General features: G+C 46.5%; 18 protein-coding genes. 2 read left to right on the forward strand and 16 right to left on the reverse strand.

The genetic code is table 11. The features are described from left to right. Positions 1 to 45: 45 nt before the first annotated feature. Positions 46 to 615: an RNA polymerase sigma-70 factor gene (locus tag BMZ72_RS21580; RefSeq protein ID WP_317043499.1), complete on the reverse strand. Its 570-nt coding sequence runs from the start codon at positions 613 to 615 to the stop codon at positions 46 to 48. 232 nt (positions 616 to 847) lie between these two features. Continuing rightward, on the reverse strand, positions 848 to 2,356 hold the full coding sequence (locus BMZ72_RS21585) for a hypothetical protein (RefSeq protein ID WP_089811786.1): 1,509 nt from the start codon (positions 2,354 to 2,356) through the stop codon (positions 848 to 850). Positions 2,357 to 2,564: 208 nt separating this feature from the next. On the opposite strand from BMZ72_RS21585, the gene BMZ72_RS21590 reads away from it, so the two are divergent. Further along, positions 2,565 to 3,494, forward strand: coding sequence for a TIGR01777 family oxidoreductase (locus BMZ72_RS21590; RefSeq protein ID WP_089811787.1), 930 nt, complete (start codon positions 2,565 to 2,567; stop codon positions 3,492 to 3,494). A 15-nt stretch (positions 3,495 to 3,509) separates the two neighbouring features. Here BMZ72_RS21590 and BMZ72_RS21595 read toward each other — a convergent pair whose 3' ends face one another. From BMZ72_RS21595 to BMZ72_RS21630, 8 genes are all read right to left on the reverse strand, one after another. Further along, positions 3,510 to 4,748: an anthranilate synthase component I family protein gene (locus BMZ72_RS21595; RefSeq protein WP_089811788.1), complete on the reverse strand. Its 1,239-nt coding sequence runs from the start codon at positions 4,746 to 4,748 to the stop codon at positions 3,510 to 3,512. A gap of 72 nt (positions 4,749 to 4,820) precedes the next feature. Beyond that, positions 4,821 to 5,279, reverse strand: coding sequence for a hypothetical protein (locus tag BMZ72_RS21600; RefSeq protein WP_089811789.1), 459 nt, complete (start codon positions 5,277 to 5,279; stop codon positions 4,821 to 4,823). Positions 5,280 to 5,379: 100 nt separating this feature from the next. Next, positions 5,380 to 6,678, reverse strand: coding sequence for an adenylosuccinate synthase (locus BMZ72_RS21605; RefSeq protein ID WP_089811790.1), 1,299 nt, complete (start codon positions 6,676 to 6,678; stop codon positions 5,380 to 5,382). 221 nt (positions 6,679 to 6,899) lie between these two features. Then, entirely contained in the window at positions 6,900 to 9,152 is a 2,253-nt protein-coding gene (locus tag BMZ72_RS21610; RefSeq protein ID WP_089811791.1) for a RelA/SpoT family protein, read from the reverse strand. Positions 9,153 to 9,206: 54 nt separating this feature from the next. Beyond that, the gene (locus BMZ72_RS21615; protein ID WP_089811792.1) at positions 9,207 to 9,932 is read right to left on the reverse strand and encodes a 2'-5' RNA ligase family protein; all 726 of its coding nucleotides are present in this window, start codon (positions 9,930 to 9,932) and stop codon (positions 9,207 to 9,209) included. A 35-nt stretch (positions 9,933 to 9,967) separates the two neighbouring features. Continuing rightward, the gene (locus BMZ72_RS21620; protein WP_089811793.1) at positions 9,968 to 10,714 is read right to left on the reverse strand and encodes a response regulator transcription factor; all 747 of its coding nucleotides are present in this window, start codon (positions 10,712 to 10,714) and stop codon (positions 9,968 to 9,970) included. A gap of 289 nt (positions 10,715 to 11,003) precedes the next feature. Then, entirely contained in the window at positions 11,004 to 12,461 is a 1,458-nt protein-coding gene (locus BMZ72_RS21625) for an alpha-L-fucosidase (RefSeq protein ID WP_089811794.1), read from the reverse strand. A 2-nt stretch (positions 12,462 to 12,463) separates the two neighbouring features. Beyond that, a complete protein-coding gene (locus tag BMZ72_RS21630; protein ID WP_255373261.1) occupies positions 12,464 to 15,034 on the reverse strand; it encodes a beta-mannosidase in 2,571 nt (856 codons plus the stop codon). A gap of 48 nt (positions 15,035 to 15,082) precedes the next feature. Between BMZ72_RS21630 and BMZ72_RS36620 the strand changes: the two genes are divergently transcribed. Beyond that, positions 15,083 to 15,256 (forward strand): DUF6728 family protein, encoded by a 174-nt coding sequence (locus BMZ72_RS36620; protein WP_012794620.1) that lies wholly within the window; start codon positions 15,083 to 15,085, stop codon positions 15,254 to 15,256. Between the two features lie 37 nt (positions 15,257 to 15,293). On the opposite strand, the gene lpxB is transcribed toward BMZ72_RS36620, so the two are convergent. The 6 genes from lpxB to BMZ72_RS21660 form a co-directional block, all read right to left on the reverse strand. After that, entirely contained in the window at positions 15,294 to 16,397 is a 1,104-nt protein-coding gene (lpxB, locus tag BMZ72_RS21635; RefSeq protein WP_089811796.1) for a lipid-A-disaccharide synthase, read from the reverse strand. Between the two features lie 243 nt (positions 16,398 to 16,640). Beyond that, a complete protein-coding gene (locus BMZ72_RS21640) occupies positions 16,641 to 16,946 on the reverse strand; it encodes a hypothetical protein (protein ID WP_089811797.1) in 306 nt (101 codons plus the stop codon). 30 nt (positions 16,947 to 16,976) lie between these two features. Next, entirely contained in the window at positions 16,977 to 17,756 is a 780-nt protein-coding gene (surE, locus tag BMZ72_RS21645) for a 5'/3'-nucleotidase SurE (protein ID WP_089811798.1), read from the reverse strand. Between the two features lie 168 nt (positions 17,757 to 17,924). Continuing rightward, entirely contained in the window at positions 17,925 to 18,707 is a 783-nt protein-coding gene (locus BMZ72_RS21650; RefSeq protein WP_089811799.1) for an ABC transporter permease, read from the reverse strand. Positions 18,708 to 18,727: 20 nt separating this feature from the next. Next, complete coding sequence (locus BMZ72_RS21655) at positions 18,728 to 19,621, reverse strand: ABC transporter ATP-binding protein (protein ID WP_089811800.1); 894 nt, start codon at positions 19,619 to 19,621, stop codon at positions 18,728 to 18,730. Between the two features lie 8 nt (positions 19,622 to 19,629). Further along, complete coding sequence (locus tag BMZ72_RS21660; RefSeq protein WP_089811801.1) at positions 19,630 to 22,029, reverse strand: 3-hydroxyacyl-CoA dehydrogenase/enoyl-CoA hydratase family protein; 2,400 nt, start codon at positions 22,027 to 22,029, stop codon at positions 19,630 to 19,632. Between the last annotated feature and the right edge of the window lie 117 nt (positions 22,030 to 22,146).

The following is a 22,146-nucleotide window of genomic DNA, read 5'->3' on the forward strand; positions in this document are numbered from 1 at the left end:
TGTAAACCGGGAAAGACGAAACACCTACTGTAAAAGAAAAAAAATCTAAAAAAGCCAGAAGTATTCCCGGAAAGCCAGTCTCAGGTGTTTAAGGGCTTTGGTCAGATGGTTTTCCACTGTTTTGTGAGAGATATTCAGGGCAGCAGCGATATCCTGAATAGAGCGATGCTCATTCCGGCTCATCCGGAACACCTGCTGACACTTTTCAGGCAGGCGGGAGACTTCTTTTTCCACTGCATTTGCCAGGTCGGCGTAGGTGATATACTCTTCATTCGAGTTATCCTGTAGTTGGTCGTTATAGCGGGAAAAAGCACCCGCATAGGTTTTCCTTACCTTATCGGCCTTCATGTAATTGAAGATCTGGTATTTGACAGCCGTATAAAGATATGCAGAGAGTGTTTGTGTAAGCTGCAGCGCCGCCCGTCGGTTCCAGAGAGAAAAGAAGACCTCCTGGACAATTTCTTCCGTTATTTCCTTTGATTTCAGGCGATTATACACATAGGCATATAACAGCGGCCAGTACTTGTTATAAATACACTCGTAGGCGGCCATATCACCTGTCTGCAACAGGTCAATTAACGCTGCATCATCATATGTATTATAATTTCTGATAATGTAGACTTTTAGCGATCCTGAACTTGGTTGATACTATAAACTAACAAAAAAAAGTAAAGAAATCATAGCATAACCTAAAAATATTCTCTATTTCCCATCAAAAACTACTACTTATAAGTAGGTCACTGCAAAGACTGTTCATCAGAAATACGGTTATTTCCTGTTATACGGGCATAAAAAAAGACGGTAACTGGTGTTACCGTCTTTCCATATAAGCTGCTATTCAGGGTGTTTAGAAATCGATCTTTGCAAAACAGATGTAGTTTCTGTTGATGCAGGGGATCAGTACCGAACGGGAACTGATCTGTTTACCATAACGTGGCATCCAGGTGAATCCTTTATCCAGGTTACGGAGTGTTGGTTTACGGCTACTCTGACCATCCGGCTGGATACTATTGTCCGTGATCATGAAGCTACGTCTGTCCAGTTCGTTGTACAGGAAGCGCAGTTCGCTACCGATGTTTACCATCATGTAAGACAGGTACAGGTCAGAACCGTCGTCGTACTGGCTTTTATGCACGAAATTGCTCCAGAGCAGGTTGCCTTCGTTGTCCAGGGACAGTACGGCTACGTTATCGTAGTGGTAGCGGTCCTGGGAGTTATAGTTATTATACCATGGATTGTAGTAGAAAGGCGAATACGGAGAATAATAGTACGGTGTGTACATCCCGTAAGGGCCGTACATATAATTCCAGCGGTTCCAGGGCTGTGTACGGGAAGTCGTGTAATAGGACTCTGCCGTCACCAGGAAGCCGCCATCTTTGGTATTGATGATCTTACGGATGAAGTAATCATTAAAGGCAGCGCTCGTGGATGCGTCACCTTTGGCATTTCCTTTCAGTTCCGGTGTAAAGACCACTTCCTTTTCGAATAGTTGCCGACTCTTTCCGTAGTCATATTTGCTGACGTACAGGCCTTCCACATTTCCCCGTTTCTGCTTGTAGTAAAAGGCGGTCACCAGTACATTTTTGTTGTTATTATCCACCTTCATCTTCACTTCATCCAGCAACTGTGTTTTCAGTTCCATGGGCACATAGTTAAACGAATCCACCACGGCCTTCTTTACAATCAAACTGCCACTAACAATGTAGTCCCTGTTGCTGGTACGTTCCAGTTTGTTGAAGAGCAGGTCACCTTCGTTGCTCAGGTTAAAGTTGCTGAGGAAGATCCTTTTATTTTCCATCGGCAGCGATACCCTGGCATTATTGATCAGCTGAAAGGCGCTGTCATAAAGGAAGGTATAGAAGACGTTATCATTTTCCTTATCCTGGTTGATCTTGTAGACCATGATACGGTTTTTGTCTTCTGAATATTCCACAGAATAAACCTTATTCTCCTTGGTATAGAAACCGATACGGGTGGAATCCACCATAACGGGTGCTCCGGTAAAATTGGCGGTACCATCCATGGTAGCACAGAAGCTATATACAGCATCCTTCCGCTGGAACTGATAGATCATAAATACTTTGTCAGCGTAGTTGATAAAATCCACACTGATCAGTTTTTTAGGCAGGAAGTCGAGTTTCACCCTGTTTTTCAGTTGCAGGGCGTTATCATAAATAGAAATAGCATAGTCTCCTCTATCACTCTTGTAGACCATGATATTGCCTGATACCTTGCCAATGATTTCGAATTCCGTGCTTTTGTAATCGTCCCGTTCCAGGTCTGTATAGGTGACTTTCTGAGCCATGACAGCCCCACTCCATAACACCAGTAAAGCATAGAGATATAGAATGCGCATTATCTAAATTTTAAAAGGTTGCAAGTTTAGGATACTGAATTAACGGCAAATGGCTATAATTCATTGTGAAACAGCGGCAGGAAAACGTGGAGCATTCCTTTACGCTGATACTAAAATACGTAATTAGGGCGTATGAATAAGCAGGGCTGCGGTAATTCGTCATTCTCAATTCGTAATTTCTAGCCCTGAATGATGTAATTTTACTGTTATGGATACGGTCTTAATTACCGGCGGCACAGGTCTCGTGGGCCGGGCACTTACTAAATTGCTTACAGAGGTAGGTTATAGGGTCATAATTCTGAGCCGCCACGCGGGGCAGGATAGTGATAATGAACTTGTCAGTTATGCCCAGTGGGACCTGACAAGACAGACTATTGATGAAACAGCTATCCAACAGGCTGATTACATCGTACACCTGGCCGGCGCCAATGTAGGTGATAAACGCTGGACGGCTGCCCGTAAAAAGGAGATCGTCAACAGCCGTACGCAGAGTGCGGCACTGTTATTCAAGGCGCTGGAGAAGTATCCAAACAAGGTAAAAAAGGTGATCAGCGCTTCCGGGGCTGGTTACTATGGAGAAGATAAAGGCGGAACGGCTTTTACTGAAAAAGACCCTCCTGCCAGTGATTTCCTGGGTACCACCTGTATTGCCTGGGAGAACGCCATCCTGAAAATGCAGGAACTGGGTAAAAAGGTGGTCATCTTCCGTACAGGGATTGCCCTCAGCCTTTCCGGCGGCGCCCTCAAAGAATTCTACAAACCCTTACAATTCGGCTTTGCCACTATCCTTGGTAACGGGGAGCAATATGTCAGCTGGATTCATATACACGATCTGGCACGCCTGTACCTCAGTGCGATTGTCAATCATGACCTGGAAGGTATCTATAACGCTGCCGCCCCTCATCCTGTGCAGAATAAGGAACTGGTGATGACCATGGCGCAGGAGGCGAAAGGCAAGAGCTTCATTTCTGTACATGTACCGACATTTGCCCTTAAACTGGCCTTAGGCGAGATGAGCGTAGAAGTGCTGAAAAGCTGTCGGCTGTCATCTGCGAGAATACAGGAAACAGGTTTCGTATTCTCTTATCCGGATATTCGCAGTGCGATGGAAAAGATCTTCCAGGAGAAAGAAAGTTAGCGGGGGAAGTAGGTGTTAACCCTCAAGGATTTTTTTCATAGCTTCTGCCTTCAGCAGACATTCTTCCCATTCTTTTACAGGATCAGCATAATAGGTGATCGCGGAACCGGTCGTAAAGGAAAGGTACCTGCGGCTGGCGTTATACAATATACTACGGATCACCACATTAAAATCAAAGTCACCTTCTGGTGTGATATAACCCAGTGCTCCGGAGAACAGCCCCCTGCGGGATTTCTCGTACTGCTCTATCAGTTGCAATACGCTCAGTTTAGGCGCGCCTGTCATAGACCCCATTGGAAAGGCCTGACGGATCACTTCTGTGAAAGGTAGATTAGTTTCGGGTATAGCCCTGACCGTAGAGATCATGTGATGCACCTGCGCAAAGGAGTAAATACCGAACAATTCTGTCACTTCGACACTACCACGTTGAGCCGTATGAGAAAGGTCATTCCGTACCAGGTCTACGACCATCACGTTTTCTGCCCTTTCTTTACTGTTCTGTTGTAATTCTTTGCGACGCGCTTCATCCACTACAGGATCATCCGCACGTCTGATCGTTCCCTTGATAGGCTGGGAGATCACTTCCTGTCCATGTTTCTGCATGAACCGTTCCGGACTGGAACAGGCCATGTACAGGTCATTGGTACGATAATAAGCAGCGAAAGGCGAAGGCGAGACATGATTCAGCTTCTCAAACAGTGAGAGCGGATCGACGGTGATATCGGTGATAAAGTTTTCGCGACAGAAGTTCACTTCATAGCAATCTCCACGATGGATGTGGTCCTGGAGCCCTTTGACAGCGTCGAGGTATTGTTGTTTATCCAGGTGTGCCTGTACGGTACCGCCGGGCGTATGTTGTGTAACATGTACTGGCGCCGCAGTGCATTGTGCATAAATATCCCTGGCTGCGTTTTCGTCCATATCCCATCCCCCTATACGTACTTCATGACCGCTTAAAAGCATGATGATACGCGGCCGGAAGAAGAACAGGTCCGGGAAGTCTACACCGTCTTTGTTATGGGAAAATAAGCCCGGGAAGGTCTCATTTTTGAGATCATAGGCAAGGTGGCCAAAGAGCCAGTCCTGGTGGGTCTGATGATATTGCTGCAGACTGGAAAAGGCGTTACCGGCCTGGCAGGAAAGCGTATCCAGCGCGTCTGCGGCCAGCATAGCTTCGTTTTGGTGATAGATGGAAGCGTAGTTGTTATTATCCAAAAAACAGCAAATGTTGAACTGGTTGCTCCAATTCAACATTTGCTGTTTAAATAAGTTTGGATCATTAACCGGGAAACCGTAAAATATCCTGATAATGCTTGCTTTTAATGCTTAGAAATCGTCGTCGTCATCGTCAAAGCCACCTCTGTCGTTGAACAGACCCATATCTTTGAATTCATCGTCGATGCCCAGATCATCATCATCGTCAGCGCTTTTCTTGCCGGGACGACCGCGTTTGCTCTTAGGTTTAGGCATATCGAATTCTTCGAAGTCAGGATCATAGTCCTCGTCATCGCTTTTGCCCCAATTATCATCATCATCATCCAGATCCATATCATCATCTCCCTCTGCATCATCCTCCTCATCATCATCTTTCTTCCTGGACTTTGAAGCCGACTTATCTGATTTTTTAGAAGCAGCAGACTTACGGGGAGTTTCCTCCTCATCCAGATCTTCATCATCGTCCTCCTCTTCCTTCTTAGGCTTACTGGCAGCTTTAGGCGCTGCTTTCGTAGTCTTTGGAGAACTAGTCTTTTTGGTCTCTTTTTCGTTATCAGATTTTGATTTCATAATAGGTTCACTTAAGTCTTTAGCGTATTTCTTTTGCGTAAAGTTTTAACAGTTTTTTGTATTAGCCAAATTTTTTTTGCCGATTTTTTTCCGTAATTTTTTAAGCATTTTCCTGCTCCAGAATCTGATCACGGCCCGGTCCATTTGATACAAATTTAACCGGTACCTGCAGGTAATTTTCTACTGCTTTTACGAATAATTTCATCTCGGCAGGCAATTCATTGAAATGCTTGCTTTTGGCTGCTGTTTCATCGCTCCAGCCTTTATGTTGTTCCCAAACGGGTTTCACTTCTGTTTCGTTCAGCTGATAAGGCATTGCTTTTGTCTGCTGACCATCGATCTCATATGCAGTACATGCATATACTTCATCGAAAGCGTCGAGTACGTCGCTCTTGGTCATTACCAGTTGTGTAACACCACTCAGCATACAGGTATAATTCAGAGCCACCAGGTCAATCCAGCCACAACGGCGCGGACGGCCGGTAGTTGCGCCAAACTCATTACCTTCTGCGCGCAGTTTTTCACCGGTTGCATCGTGCAGTTCTGTAGGGAATGGTCCGCTACCTACACGGGTACAATAAGCTTTGGTTACACCGATCACTTCCCTGATCCATTTTGGTGCTACGCCCAAACCGGAACATACGCCGGCAGAGATAGTACTGGAAGAAGTAACGAACGGATAAGTACCGAAATCCACATCCAGCATGCTACCCTGTGCACCTTCCGCCAGGATTTTCTTACCAGCCTGCAGTTTTTCGTTGATGAAGTACTCTCCATTCACGATGTTCATCTGCTTCAGGTAAGCAACCGCATCAAAGAACTCAGCTTCCCATTCAGCGATGTCATTCGCAATTTCAGCTTTTGTCTCTGCAGAGAAATCATAACCTGCCAGCAGGTGCTGATGTTTCTCTTTCAGTTTAGCATAACGCTCGTTGAAATCGCTACGCAGCACATCACCTACTCTCAGACCATTACGGCCTGTTTTATCCATATATGCAGGTCCGATACCTTTCAGGGTAGAACCGATCTTTTCAGCGCCTTTAGACAGTTCTGAGGCCTTGTCAAGGGCACGGTGAGAAGGAACAATGATATGTGTTCTTTCCGCGATAAAAAGGTTCTTCTTCAGATCTACGCCAAGAGCGGTGATCTTATCACATTCCTTTTTAAAAGTAACAGGGTCCAGTACCACACCATTACCGATCAGGTTAATGGTATTTTTATGGAACACACCTGAAGGAATGGTATGTAATACTACCTTCTGGCCTTCCACATATAAAGTATGCCCTGCGTTGGGTCCACCCTGAAAGCGGGCTATGACATCGTATTTACCTGCGAAATAATCCACAATCTTTCCTTTGCCTTCATCGCCCCACTGTAGGCCCAGCAAAACATCTACCATAAGAGTTGATATTGATTTTTGAAAACGAAGAGCAAAACTAAGAAAGAATTAGGAATTAGGAATTAGGAATTCAGAATTAGCTGGCTTAAAGGGACATTATTACTGAATTCCTGTCATGAATATACAAAAAAAGAACTGCCGGTCAAATAGCCGGCAGTTCTTTTATATTGAAGTTCTTAAATATTAAGTCCTGGTCGATCATACCTGATCGCTGACTGGGATTACTCGTCTTCCAGACGGCTTACTGACTGAATACCATCCAGTTTCTTCAGTTTTTCGAACAGTTCATCCAGTTCTTCCTTATCGTGTACGAATACTTTAATAAGGCCTTCAAAGAGTCCCTCACGGGATTCGATGGTCAGACCGGCAATATTTACCCGCAGTTCACCGGAAATAACGTTGGTGATCTTGTGGATAACCCCCACATCGTCCATTCCGACGATCCGGAGACCGGTCAGGAAGGAGATCTCCCTGTTCTTCACCCACTTGGTCTTTACCACCCTGTGGCCATAGTTAGCCAGCAGCTGGGCGGCATTCGGACAGTTGGTACGGTGTATTTTCAGGCCTTCACTGGCGGTAATGAAACCAAAAACGTCATCGCCCGGGATCGGACGGCAGCAGTTGGCCAGTTTATAAGCGATCTTATCTGAACTTTCCCCGAAAATGATCAGTTCCGCGTCTTTCTTGGCGGGGATCATATGTTTCAGGTGATCTTCGGAGACATGTTCCGGCTGTTTTACCGGCGCCGGTTTAGGCGCTTCCAGTTTATCACCCAGTACATTGAACTGCTTCAGCTCCTTCAGGTCGATATTCTTGACAGCGATCTGGTAGTACAGGTCCAGCGGTGAAGGTTGCTTATAAAACTGTACCAGCTCATTGATATTATGCTGGCTGTTGGCGATCTTCATGTGGTCCAGCTTACGCTCCAGCACATCCTTACCATCCATGGCTACTTTACGCTTTTCCTCCTTCAGGGCATCCTTGATCTTGGATTTCGCTTTGGCGGTCAGCGCATAGTTCAGCCAGTCCTCTGTCGGCTTCTGCTTATTGGAAGTAATGATCTCCACCTGATCCCCGCTGCGCAGCTTATGGCTGATAGGTACCAGTTTGTAGTTCACTTTGGCCCCGATACACTTGTTACCGACGGCACTATGGATCGAATAGGCAAAATCCAGGGCAGTAGAATTAACCGGCAGGATCTTCAGGTCACCTTTCGGTGTATATACATAGATCTCTTCCGTAAAGAGGTTGCTCTTAAAGTCAGCCAGGAAGTCCAGGGTATTGGAGTCCGGGTTGTTCAGGATCTCCCTGATCTGGGTAAACCACTGGTCAAATTTAGACTCTGTGCTGGCACTCTGGGCACTACCTTCCTTGTAACGCCAGTGGGCCGCCAGACCTTTCTCTGCGTAATCGTTCATACGCTTGGTACGGATCTGTACTTCCACCCATTTACCCTGTGGACCCATTACGGTCACGTGCAGGGCTTCATACCCGTTGGATTTAGGATTACTCAGCCAGTCGCGGGTACGCTCAGGGCTGGGGTGATAAAAGTCTGTAATAATGGAGTATACCTTCCAGCAGTCTGACTTCTCCTTCTCCAGGGGGGAGTCCATGATAATACGGATCGCAAAGAGGTCGTACACTTCCTCAAAGGTGACACCCTTCTTTTTGATCTTATTCCAGATGGAGTGTATGGATTTCGGACGGCCGAAGATTTCGAAGTTCAGCCCTTCCTCCTGCAATACCTCCTTGATAGGTTTGATAAACTCGTTGATATAACGGGTACGCTCACGCTTGGTTTCCTTCAGCTTTTTGGCGATTTCCCGGTAGGTCTGCTGCTCGGTGTACTTCATGGAGAGGTCTTCCATCTCCGATTTGATGTTGTACAGACCAAGACGGTGTGCCAGGGGGGCATAGATAAATACGGTCTCCGAGGCTATTTTGAGCTGCTTTTCACGGCTCATACTATCCAGGGTACGCATATTATGCATCCTGTCCGCCAGTTTTATCAGTATCACCCTGGGGTCATCCGCCAGTGTGAGGAGTATTTTTTTGAAGTTTTCCGCCTGAGCGGTGCTCGTGTTAGAGTCTATAACGGTCGATATTTTGGTCAGACCGTCTACGATATGGGCTATTTCAGGCCCGAACGCTCTTTCTACGTCTTCGAGTGTGACTTCAGTGTCTTCCACAGTATCATGCAGCAACGCACAAATAGCGGAACGTACACCCAAACCAATCTCTTCAACGCAGATCTGCGCTACAGCGAGGGGATGTAAGATGTATGGCTCACCGGATTTCCGGCGCATTTCCTTGTGTGCATCAGCCGCCATTTCAAAGGCAGTACGCACCAGTTCGCGGTCTCCTTTCTTTAAACGGGGTTTGAGCGACTTCAGTAAAGCGCGGTAATGACGAACGATCTCTTTCTTTTCCTGTTCCTCGTCCAGATTATATTGTTTTACTACCACTGTTTCCATCAGCTATAAAGTTACAATTTTATTGCATAGGATAACATGGCAGGAATGTGCTAATCATTCGCCTCCCAGCCTGCATTTCTGCAACACTTCCCAGGAGGTACCTGTATGCCGTAGCAGATAGAGGTTACGTACGGGAAAAACCGCATCAAAAGGACGAAGCCGGTATTCTTCCATGGCCTGTTCCAGTTCCCTATCCGAAAGGTCGCGGAAGGCCAGGGAGATATGCGGGTTGAAGCCGTAACGGGCCAGCATGTGACTGAAACCGAACTCTTTACGCAGGAATTCTACCATCTCATGATGCAGGTGAGTGATCCCTTCGTTCTTTTCCACATTGATATACAATACTTTCCGCTTTGTCTGGGCTACGCCGCCAAAGCCATGCAGTTTGATCTCAAAAGGTTGGATAGAAGCCGCAAAAGTGCTCAGAGCGGGACACAATGTCTTTTCCAGCTCCGGATCGGCGGTGAAAGGTACCTGTAAGGTGATATGAGGCAATACCCGTAAAGCCCTCCGGGCGTCATACTTTTCTGCGAATTCCTGCTTCATGCGGATGATCTCTCTTCCGACTTCTGCATTGGGCAGCAGGGCAATAAAGTAGATCTTACTTTCTGCTCTGGGTAGTTTGGGCCTTGGAGGAAAACGGGGTCCATTGTTCGGACGCGGCTTGCGAAATTGGTTGCCGTTGTGTCTTTGTGTACGGTGAGCACGGTCTTCACTCTCCGGGCGACCACCATTGCCCTGGCGCTGCTGGCGTGGCTGGTCATGTCTGCCGTAAGTCATTGTCTTGGTGGTTGTGGGGTTTGATTAAGTCAGTATCACCCTTCATTGTCTGTAGAAGTGGATTCACTGTCCTTATCTGTACATTCGGGAATATTCAGCCGGACGCCCACATTATGCAGCGTCTCCAGCGCAATTCCCGGTTCCTCTTTAAAATGTTTTCGTAAACGTGTCAGGAATACATCCATGCTTCTGCTGGAAAAGAAACTACTGTTCCCCCATACTTTCAGCAGGATCTCGTCCCTCTTTACCAGTTTATTGCTGTTTTCTACCAGGTAGCGCAATACCTTCGCCTCTTTCTTCGTAAGCGTAGCAAAAGGTTCGCCCCCGGCACGTGTAAGCTCCTTTTCTTCGTAATTGAATCTGACGTCATCACCCAGTTTATAAATACCATCACCTGGTACATCCTTGGGCAGTGTCCTTCTCAGGAACACCCTGATACGCATGATCAGCTCGCGCATGCTGAACGGTTTTACCAGAAAATCGTCCCCACCTATCCGGAAACCATGCAGCCTGTCCTCGTCCGTTGCTTTGGAGGAAATGAACAGGATCGGTATCATACCGTTTTTCTTCCGGATATCCTGCGCCAGCGTAAAGCCGTCTTTCTTCGGCATCAGTACGTCCAGTATGCAAAGATCAAAATCGTCCCTTTGAAACTTTTTCAGGGCTACCTCGCCGTCAAAACAATGCACGACTGCGTAACCTGCTGCTTCCAGCTGCTTCTTAATGATGCTGCCATACTGGTAGTCATCTTCGGCAAGGAGAATTTGTACATTACTAACCATGCGTTAAATTTTATATCCGGTTCAATAGTTGTTAACACACAATGTCATTCCCATGACTCTGCTACAATATTGCTGAATAAACTGCTCATTTTAGTTAATAATTAGTTATCGTGTCAAACTTTTCTTATTTCGATATACGTGGGATCAACATGAAATTGAACGGATTGGGTTATCATAGATTACATACTTTCATAAGACAACAAAAAAAATGGCTGCCTGTTCAAAGGCAGCCATTTTTTTTGTTCACAGCTTTTCCAGCTTTCTGTGCACATGTAATTTTTTCTCTCTATTACTCTACAGCAGAGATCTGTATAGCGACTGCATGTTTCCATGCTTTCTGCTGCACAGCCGCAGGAATAGTCAGCTGAGTACCGGTAGCGGTAGCTTTCCAGGAGATCTTCTCCTTTGCACCCAATACCGTCACTTTTGCGCCTTTCGCTGGTTTCAGTCCGTTAAAGGCTACCTGTGCAGGCAGCTTTTCGCCTTCTTCCAGCATATAGATCGCATATATATTACCATTCTTCTTACGGGTAAAACATACCTTACCATCTTTGTAAGGCGCCACAGAACGTGTACCGTAGATCGCATCGCCATTGATCTTCATCCACTCACCGATAGCGGTCATTGTGGTGTAAGCCTCTTCGTGCAACTGACCATCAGGACCAGGACCTACGTTCAGCAGGTAGTTACCACCCTTTGCTACTATATCCACCAGGTTGTGAATGAGTTTATTCACAGACTTGTATTTATCGTCCGGTACATATGACCAGGAATTCGCCATTGTCATACAGGTTTCCCATGGATAAGACAGTGGTTTATCAGGGATCTGCTGCTCAGGTGTACGGTAGTTCTCGAACGGACCATGTACCGCGCGGTCTACTACGATCAGACCCGGCTGATGGCTGCGCGCCATTTTGGTGATGCCTGCCATGTCGATATCTTCATTCTGCTTACCTGGTCTGGTATCGATTTCAGCAGCCGTAATGTCGTTCTCCTTTTTGTTATCCTGTTTGCGTGCACGTACCCAGCCGCCATCCAGCCAGAGGATCTCGATCTTACCCATAGTGGTCATCAGTTCCTCGATCTGTTTGTAGGTAAATTCCCTGAAATTATTCCAGCGATCCTTGTACTTATTCACATCATAGTTCACGTGTCTGTCTTTCGGCGGGAAGTAAGACCACCAGTAGTACTCACTGTGCCAGTCAGGTTTGGAGAAATAAGCACCGGTGTGAATACCTTCTTTCTGGAATGCGCTGAACACTTCTTTCGCTACGTTCTTCCTCGGATCGTTACGGAAAGCACTGTTCGGTCCAGCAATACTATAGTCGGTCTGTTTGGTATCCCACATACAGAAACCGTCGTGGTGTTTGGTAGTGAATACCACATATTCCATACCTGCACCTTTCGCTGCTTTTGCCCATTTGGAAGGGTCAAATTTGGTCGGATTAAAAGTGGTTGACAATGCTTCGTATTTCTTTACATAATCATAGTAAGGAATGCCATAGGGTTTACGCTGTGTCCATCCTTCATCTTCCGGACAAATACTCCAGGATTCCACCACACCCCATTGGGAATAAGCACCCCAATGGATGATCATACCAAATTTCCAGTCCTGCCATTCATCCAGTTTCTGCAATACGGCTTTATCCGTTTCAGGGATATAGGGTTGACCAAGGCCATGGTCCTGCGCATTGGCCGTGGAAAACGCCAGTAATGCACTGCTAAATAATACAAAAAGTTTTCGCATGATTAATTTTTAAATGTATCTCTGAGACTTATAACTTTCAGCTGTTCTTTTACCTGTTGTAAGGTCAGTTCACTGTTTACGCGCACGGTTGCTGTTTCTCCAGGCAGCAGGTCAAAATAATTATCACTGAACTGTGATTTCGGATCGTTCTCCAGCAGCAGGTAAACGTTTCTCGCCAGTTTCCCGGCAGTGATCTTCACGGCGATAGTTCCATCAGCACCTGTCGTAACGCTCGTCTGAATACCGGGATCCGGTAATTCCATGGTGCTGGCTTTGGCAAAGTAATACACATTCCGGGTTAATAGCTCATCTTTCTTTACCACTTTCGAATAGAATATTACCTTTTGCGCATCAAAGCCCTTCAGTAATTCGCTGACAGGCACTTCATACAGCAACTGGCTCTTTGCCGCTTTCGGCTGAATATTAGTTATTGATCTCTCCCATAGTACTTTTCCTTCCAGGTCCATTAACTGCATCTCCAGCGTCAATGGCTGCTCCTGTGGTACATCTGACACCACCCATGTCTGCAATTTATCTTGTGCCTCTACATGAGAAACGATCACCGGCGCAAATGCCTTCTTCACAAAATATTGCAGGGATTTCCATCTTCCATAGTAATCAATTCCTGACCAGGATGGGCCGGGCCAGCAATCATTCAGTTGCCAGTATAATGTACCCATACAGTATGGCATCGCACGGCGATGGGCTTCTATCGCGATCCGCATACCCTCCGCCTGCAACACCTGGTTCACATAGATCAGCGAAGCAAAATCCTTTGGCGTTTTATAGTAATGCTGCAGGTAAGTGTTAATAGCCGCATTTCCTCTGTTGGTGCTTTTCTGATGCGACAACATCACCGGAGAATAAATATCCTGGTCATTTTTACCTGCAAAACGACGGATGGTATGCATATCAGGGAATGACTGGAATCCGTACTCACTCATGAAACGCGGCACATGTGTATTGAAGGCTTCAAACCATTCCATCCCATGCCATACTCCCCAATAGTGATTATCTCCTTTGGTGAAATCCTGCTTGCTGCCCCAGTTACTGATCGGCGATGAATGAAAATAAAACCTGCCCGGATCCATTGTCTTAACCTGTTCGGGCAACAATGATTTAAACAGTATGTCGTATCCCTGTTGCAGGGTCTTCCATTGTGCGTCGGTATAGCCATAACCACTCTGCCAGCCCCAGTTTTTAATAGCGACAGCTACCTCATTATTGCCACACCACAATGCGAGTGACGCATGATTGCGCAAACGGGTAATATTATAACGTAGTTCTTCTTTTACATTCGCCAGGAAGGCGGTATCTGACGGATATACCGTACAGGCAAACATAAAGTCCTGCCATACCAGTATCCCCTGCTGATCTGCCAGCTCATAAAACAGGTCCTTCTCATAAGCGCCACCACCCCATACGCGTACCATATTAAAATGCGACTCCTTCATATCCTTAAACAGCTGCTGATACCGCTCATCTGTTATTCTCGGGCGGAAATTATCCTGCGGAATATAATTGGCGCCTTTCATGAATACCGGCTGTCCGTTCACTTTCACATAAAAACTCTCTCCCAGACTATCCGGAGCATTGATCACCTCTACGGTTCGTAGTCCGATGTTCAGCATACGTGCAGCAATCAGCTGTTTACCATCCAGGATACTTACTTTCACTTTATACAGAAAGGGATCACCCAATCCGTTAGGCCACCAGCGTTTCGGGCGTTGGATGCTGAACGGCAGTTCCAGTGTCTGCAGACCGGCATTCAATCCTTTTTCAACTGTAACAGTTGTAAACAACTTATCAGGACTTTCTATCTGCATTGTATATTTTCCCGCCTGTACGGTTTCCAGTGTGATTGCCGCCCGCACAGTAGCTGCCTTATCTGTCAGACCTTGCTGTTGCAGCCATACATCGCTGATGTTTGTTTTATTCCATGCTGTCAGCGACGCTCCACCACTGATACCGGAAGTGACCAGTCTTGGTCCCCAGTCCCATCCATAGTGATAAGGCGCCTTACGTGCATAGACACTTAGGGGAATATCACTCGCATCATTTCCAGCCGGATATATCAGACTGTCTTTCAGGAAACGTTCCATATCATAACGAACAGGGCTATGAAAGAAAATGCGCAGCTGATTTTGCCCGCTATGCAGCCACTGCTTCACATTTACTTCATGACCGACAAACATGTTATGACTCTGCAATACCAGGTGATCATTGATATATACATCCGCATAGGTATCCAGTTCCGGCAATTGGAGACCGATCACATCATGTGCTAACAATGCAGCAGCTACTTCAAAACTTTTACGATAGATCCAGTCCTTTTTATCCACCCATTGCACGGCTTTTTCATTCATGCCCACAAATGGATCTGGTATCAGGTGATGTGCCAGCAGGTCGGTGTGCACCGTACCCGGTACAGTCGCTTTTCGCCAGACGCTGTCATCTGCATCTGCGAACTCCCATTCTCCATTGAGAGAGAGCGTTACTGTTGTCTGCGCATGCGCCATCCGCGCCAGCATACACAGGCATAAGAGGAGTGTGTAATGTAACTTATTCTTCATAGTCCACGCTGTTGGTTATTGTAGGTGTATATAAACTATCTTTGTATTATGAAAAGCATCTGGCAACAAATACTGCGTTACCTGTACATAGGCAAAAAGGATCCTTCAGCGCCTCAGGGACGCTATGTCTCTATGATGCACGGCATGAACCGTATCTCCATCATTGTATTTCTGATCGCATTGATAATAATGCTGGTAAAGCTGTTTACCCGTCATCATTGAGCGGGTCTGGTATAGCCTGTTTCGTGCTGCTTACGACCTAATTCTTCGCTTCAGCATAACTCACTGCTGCTGCCCGGCGACTCGCATCTTTTTCTCCCAGTTTTGTCCACAGTGCAGTGTAATCTGCCTTAATACGATCGCGCGCGGCTTTATCCTTCAGCAATAAGGTCAGTTCTGTCAGCAGATTCTCTTCTGTCAGATCGTGCTGGATCAGTTCTTTTACAACAGGTTTGTCCATCACGAGGTTCACCAGTGCAATATATTTTACCTTGATCAGTCGCTTGGCAAAGAAGTAGGAAATAGCACTCCCCTTGTAACATACTACCTCCGGCACGCCAAACAAGGCAGTCTCCAATGTAGCTGTACCGGAAGTCACCAATGCTGCTTCAGCCTGACGCAACAAGGTATAGGTTTGTCCTTTTACAGTAGAGACATTCGGATGGGCGCCGATCAGTCCCTGTATAAATGCATCGTCCAGACTGGGCGCCTGTGCAACAATAAACTGATAGTTAGGGAAATGTTTAGCCATGGTCAGCATGATAGGCAGCTTAACGCTTATCTCCTGCTTACGGCTACCAGGCAGTATGGCAATAACAGGCTTGTCTGACAAAGGAGCATCGGCCGGCTTTTCTTTTGCCTCTCTGATCACCTGTATCAACGGATGGCCTACATATTCCACCTCATAATCCCATTTTTTATAGAAATCCTGCTCGAATGGCAGGATGCAGAGCATCTTATCCACACTCTGTTTTATCTTTTTCACGCGACTCTCCTTCCAGGCCCATACCTGCGGAGAAATATAAAACACGATCTTATATCCCAATGGTTTCGCCCATTCCGCAATACGCAGGTTGAAACCCGCATAGTCGATCAGTACCAGTACATCCGGCTGGTATTGCTGAATATCCTTTTTGCAGAACTCCATATTGCGTAATACGGTACGGATATTCATCACCACTTCAATGAACCCCATAAAAGCCAGGTCTTTATAATGCTTCACCAGCGTTCCTCCCGCCTGTTGCATCATATCGCCTCCCCAGCAACGGATATCCGCTGCAGTGTCCTGTTGTTTCAATTCTTTGATCAGATTGCTTCCATGGAGATCACCGGATGCTTCTCCGGCGATGATGTAGTACTTCATAGGACAAATATAAATTAGGAATTAGGAATTACGAATTAGGAATTGGTTAGCCTGATTTTTAATTAGTCCATTATTCCGAAATATTAGCTCATGTGAAGATCCAGCCCTTAAACCTGTTTAGGTCACAAAGAAAAAATAATTCGTAATTCGTAATTCGTAATTCGTAATTCGTAATTTCTTTAAATAGAAAAGCCGCTTCCATATCTGGAAACAGCTTTAAAAAATATAAACAACCTGCTGTAATTACCCGTGTAATATCTTCAGTAACAGGATGGTAATCGCATACAGCATCGTCACCAGGAAGATACCTTTTGCAGTAATGTCTTTCCTGACCCTGGTATAGAAATAAAATATCACTCCATTCAGCAACAGGCAAACACTGATCAGTTTTGGTAAGGTCTGACGGTTTTCAAGAACAAGCTTCATAAATTCAGACAGGGATACATCATGCTTCGGCATGAATACCAACAGGTAGTACAGGAAGAAGGCCAGTACCGGTGTAAATATACCCAGCACAATGCCTAATGGGAGATTATCTCGTTTTAACATAGTAGGTTTTGATCATGTGCATGATACACATCAGAGTTTCCAGTCGTTTTCCAGCTTCTTTTTCATCTTATAATCTGTCAGGTCGAACTGCACAGGGACAAGCGAAGCGTAGTTATTTGCGAGGGCATATACGTCAGTATCTTCTCCGTTATCGCGGTTGGTGAATTCACCGGTGAGCCAGTAGTATTTTTTACCACGGGGATCACGGCGCTCGTCAAACGCTTCTACCCATTTCGCATCTGCCTGACGACATATTCTTAATCCTTTATAGTCTTCTTTTTTAACAACAGGGATATTCACGTTGAACAGGGTGCCCTCCGGCAGCTCTGTTTCCAGCATTTGCTTTGCTACTGAATGGGCCACTTCCTTACATAAAGAGAAGTCAGCGTCAAAACTGTAATCCAGATAAGAGAACCCTACTGAAGGTACGCCCTCGATCGCCGCTTCCATTGCAGCCGACATTGTACCGGAATAGATCACATTAATGGAATGGTTCGCACCATGATTGATACCGCTTACACAGATATCCGGCAAACGGTGCAGGATCTTGTCACGGGCCAGCTTCACACAATCTACCGGCGTACCGGAACATTGCCATGCTTCTATACCATCGAAGATATCTACCTGGTCCAGACGGAGCGGCACACCAATCGTAATCGCGTGTCCCTTTCCTGACTGCGGACTATCCGGCGCTACCACTACCACTCTTCCCAGCGGACTTACCGCTTCAATCAGTGCCCGGATACCCGGAGCGGTCACACCATCATCGTTTGTTACCAGAATAATCTTTTCCTGCGCTTTACCCTTCACGTGTTGTTGAGTTTTCTTTTCGGAACAAATTTAATACACTTACCTGATAGTCCATAGCGCACGATCATGTAATAATGTGCGTAACAGCTTATCAACGTAAAAGATATGGGAAAGATTACGCCCCTTCCCAATATACTTTTACAAATAACATATAATTAACATGCTATATTATAGATCAGTACGTAGCATTCGCCGGAACACCAGCCAGATGAAAAGCGCTGTATAGGCGATCAGCGCTGTCAGGTATACCACGCTGTCATAGGGCCCGGAGAATTTCACCAGTTTCTCCACAATCGGGAAGGGAAGCAATTCATCTCCGGCCTGCAGCGGGAATAATCCCCCGATATTGCCGAAAAAGCGCTTTACAATGGAAACAAGTATCTGTTCAATAAACATGATATACCCCAGGAACAAAATGATAGCCAGTCCGGTACGTTTTACCAGCATGCCGACCAGTAGTGCCAGACATAATGATACCAGCACCTGCAAAAAGTAATAACCCAGGAATCTGGAACCTTCCATGCTGAAAGGAGCTTTACCATACACACCGCCGAAAATCAACACGGCGACCAGGGAAGTCAGGAACGCCAGTAATGCCAGCGCCACTACCCAGAACAGTTTGGAGAGCACAAAGTCCCTCCGCTCCCATCCGTCAATCACATTCTGCCGGTGGGTTTTGTAATTGAACTCATTGCTGACCAGGGTGATGACCAGCAGACTGAAAATACCGGAAGTATAAGAGTTTACGCTGGCAACGGTCTGCCATACCAGCGGGAAATCATACATAGACTGTCCCAGCAATTGCTGGGCTTCTTTAGGGATATTTTTGACAAATATGTCGTGGATAATAAAATTCGGGGCCAGCATCGCCAGTAGTCCCAGGCCGATAAACACCCAGAAGGTGCGGTAATTCTTTACCTTAAGCCATTCTATTTTAATGATTTGCAGCATAAGCTTCAGTACAAAGAGGATTAGTTGTTGGTTAATTCCAGGAAGGCCGTTTCCAGGCTCTTTCTGCTCATCTGGAGATGATTCAGCCAGACGCCCTGTTGTGCGCACCAGCTGTTCAGACTTGCCGGATCGATCGTTTCCCGGAAAGTGACCTGCAAAATGCCATCCTGTGCAGGTAATACCTGTACAAAGGCCGGATGCTGTTTTATGAGCTGTGCCAGTGCCTGGTTATCAGGACCGCCGATCTCGATAAAATTATCCCTGGACAGGACGGCATTCACCGGACCTGAACCCAGCAACTTTCCTTTGCGCAGGATCGCCACATGTGTACAAACTTTTTCCACTTCATCCAGCAGGTGACTGGCCATAATAATGGTCTTACCTGATTGTGCCAGCTTCCTGATCAGGTTCCTGACTTCGGCAATCCCTACCGGGTCCAGTCCATTGGCTGGTTCATCCAGTATCAGGACCTCCGGATCGCCCAGCATTGCTGCTGCGATAGCCAGCCGCTGTTTCATACCGAGAGAATAGGTTTTAAAGGCCGAGTGCTGTCTGGCCACCAATCCGGCCAGTTCCAGCACCCGGGGAATATCCTGTTCGCTTGTCTGTTTAATATTAGCGACTATCTGCAGGTTCTTATACGCTGACAGATAGTGATAGAAGTTAGGCGTTTCCAGGAGCGTTCCGATCTTCCTGCGCTGGGCGGCAGAAGGTGTCTGCCCCATCAGCGTAAAAGAACCGGCATCCGCTTTCAGTACATCGGTCACAATACCCAGCATGGTGGTTTTACCACTGCCGTTGGGTCCGAGTATACCATACACGCTGCCGGCAGGAATATCAAATGATACACCATCCAGTGCCTGTACGATTCCGTACCGCTTTGAAATGTTGTTAAGGGATAGAATAGTTGACATCAGGTGATTTAATTTCTGATTGGTTTGCCTGTTTTGATCACACTCTGTAATCTTTCCAGGGTTTTACGCTCACCGGCCAGGCTAAGGAATGCTTCCCGCTCCAGGTCCAGCAAATATTGCTCGCTCACCAGTGAGGCTTCTGAAAGATCGCCCCCGCTCATCACATACGCCAGTTTACCGGCTATTTTCGCATCATGTTCTGATATGTAATTGGCAAAGCGCATACTGTGAATACCGGTCAGCAGCATCCCCAGTGCGGCGCGGCCCAGGACTTTTACATCCTTTCTTTCCACCGGACGGGTATACCCTTCATCTGCCAGTTGTATTACGCTACGTTTTGCATCTGCGATCAGGCGGCTCTGGTTGAGTGTGATCTCATCATGTCCTTTACGCAGCACGCCCAGGTCGAAGGCCTCATGTGCGGAGGTGCTCACTTTCGCCATGGCAATCGCCATAAAACGATCTTTCAGCGGCTCCTCTTCAATACGGCCTTCTTTGAATTCATCACTGGCGCGCAGGGCCATTTCTTTGGTACCGCCGCCACCAGGGATCAGGCCTACACCCAGTTCCACCAGTCCGATATATGACTCCGCCGCTGCCTGTACCTTATCGGCATGCAGACACATTTCACAACCTCCACCCAGGGTCAGCGCATGCGGCGCTACAATCACCGGAATAGAAGAATAACGCAGACGCATGGTTGTTTTCTGGAACATACGTACGGCCATATCCAGCTCATCATACTCCTGCTCTGCCGCGTACATGAAGATCATGCCCACATTCGCACCAGCCGAAAAGTTCGCGCCTTCATTCCCGATGATCAATCCACGGAAATCTTTTTCTGCTCTGTCGATCGCTTTATTCACACCTTCCAGCACTTCTCCGCCGATGGTGTTCATTTTAGTTTTCCAGTCGATCGTTACAACACCGTCTCCGATATCATACAGGGTGCATGCACTGTTTTTCCACACTACATTACCCGAAAGATTTTCCAGGATAACGAATGTATCTGCACCAGGCAGCAGTTTATAAACATGTGATTTTACGTCGTAGTAATAGCGCTTGCCGCCTTCTATTTTATAGAAGCTCTTAATGCCTTTTTCCAGCATTTCCTTCACCCATGGCGCTACGTTTAATCCTTTCGCTTCGATGGCTTTGATACCATTTTCCACACCCAGCACATCCCATGATTCAAAGGCACCGATCTCCCATCCGAAACCAGCTTTCATAGCATCGTCCACTTTGTAGATATCATCCGCGATCTCAGGGATACGGTGAGAAATATAAGAGAACAGGTATGCATGGAACTGCTGGTAGAACTGACCTGCTTTATCGCCCGCCGTGAATAATCCGCGCAGACGCAGCTTCAGGTCTTCCACCTGTTTAGCCGCTTCAATGCTGGCGAATTTAGACTTCTGACGGGGACCATATTCCATCGTTTCCAGGTTGAGCGTCAGTATTTCCTTACCGCCTTCTCCTTTGGTCTTTTTATAGAAACCCTGGCCGGTCTTATCGCCCAACCATTTATTTTCCACTACTTTTTGCAGGAACGGCGGTATCACGAAGATATCCTTTGCTTCATCCTGCGGACAATTCTCTGCCACACCTTTTGCCACTCTCACCAGTGTATCGATCCCTACGACATCGGCTGTACGGAAAGTAGCAGATTTTGGTCTGCCGATCACCGGTCCGGTCAGCGCATCTATATCATCTATATTCAGCTGCATTTCCTGCATGATATGGAAGATCGCCATGATGGAATACACCCCTACCCTGTTCGCAATGAATGCAGGGGTATCCTTACAGAGTACGGTTGTCTTCCCCAGATAGAGATCTCCGTAATGCATCAGGAAATCCACAATTTCCGGGTCTGTATGCGGTGTTGGAATGATTTCCAGTAAGCGCAGATAGCGCGGAGGGTTGAAGAAGTGGGTACCACAGAAATGTTGCTTAAAATCATCGCTGCGGCCTTCCGCCATCAGGTGAATCGGAATACCTGAAGTATTGGAAGTGATGAGTGTTCCTGGTTTACGGTACTTTTCCACTTCGGTGAAAACAGACTTTTTGACGTCCAGGTTTTCAACAACGACCTCAATGATCCAGTCATAGTTGGCAATCTCCTTCATATCGTCCGTAAAATTGCCTGTACGGATCAGCTTTACTACGTCCTTGTTGTATACCGGGGAAGGGTTTGCCTTCAGGGCAGACTGCAATGCGTCGTTTACGATGCGGTTCCTGACCGCTTTGCTGTCAAGCGACAGTCCTTTAGCTTTTTCTGTATCAGTTAACTCTTTGGGGGCAATATCCAGTAACAAAACCTGTACTCCTACGCCAGCGAAATGGGCTGCTATTCTTGAACCCATTACTCCTGAACCTAAAACAGCCACCTTGTTAATGTGTCTTTTCATAGAACGCGTTTTATGTGCTACAAGCGCTGAGGCATTGTAGTGAGTCTTGATTGTTAATATCGATAAATGAATATATGATTTTTTGGGAGACTTGCCACAAAAGCCATAAAAAAACGA

This window comes from Chitinophaga sp. YR627, from assembly GCF_900114995.1.
Lineage (GTDB): Bacteria > Bacteroidota > Bacteroidia > Chitinophagales > Chitinophagaceae > Chitinophaga.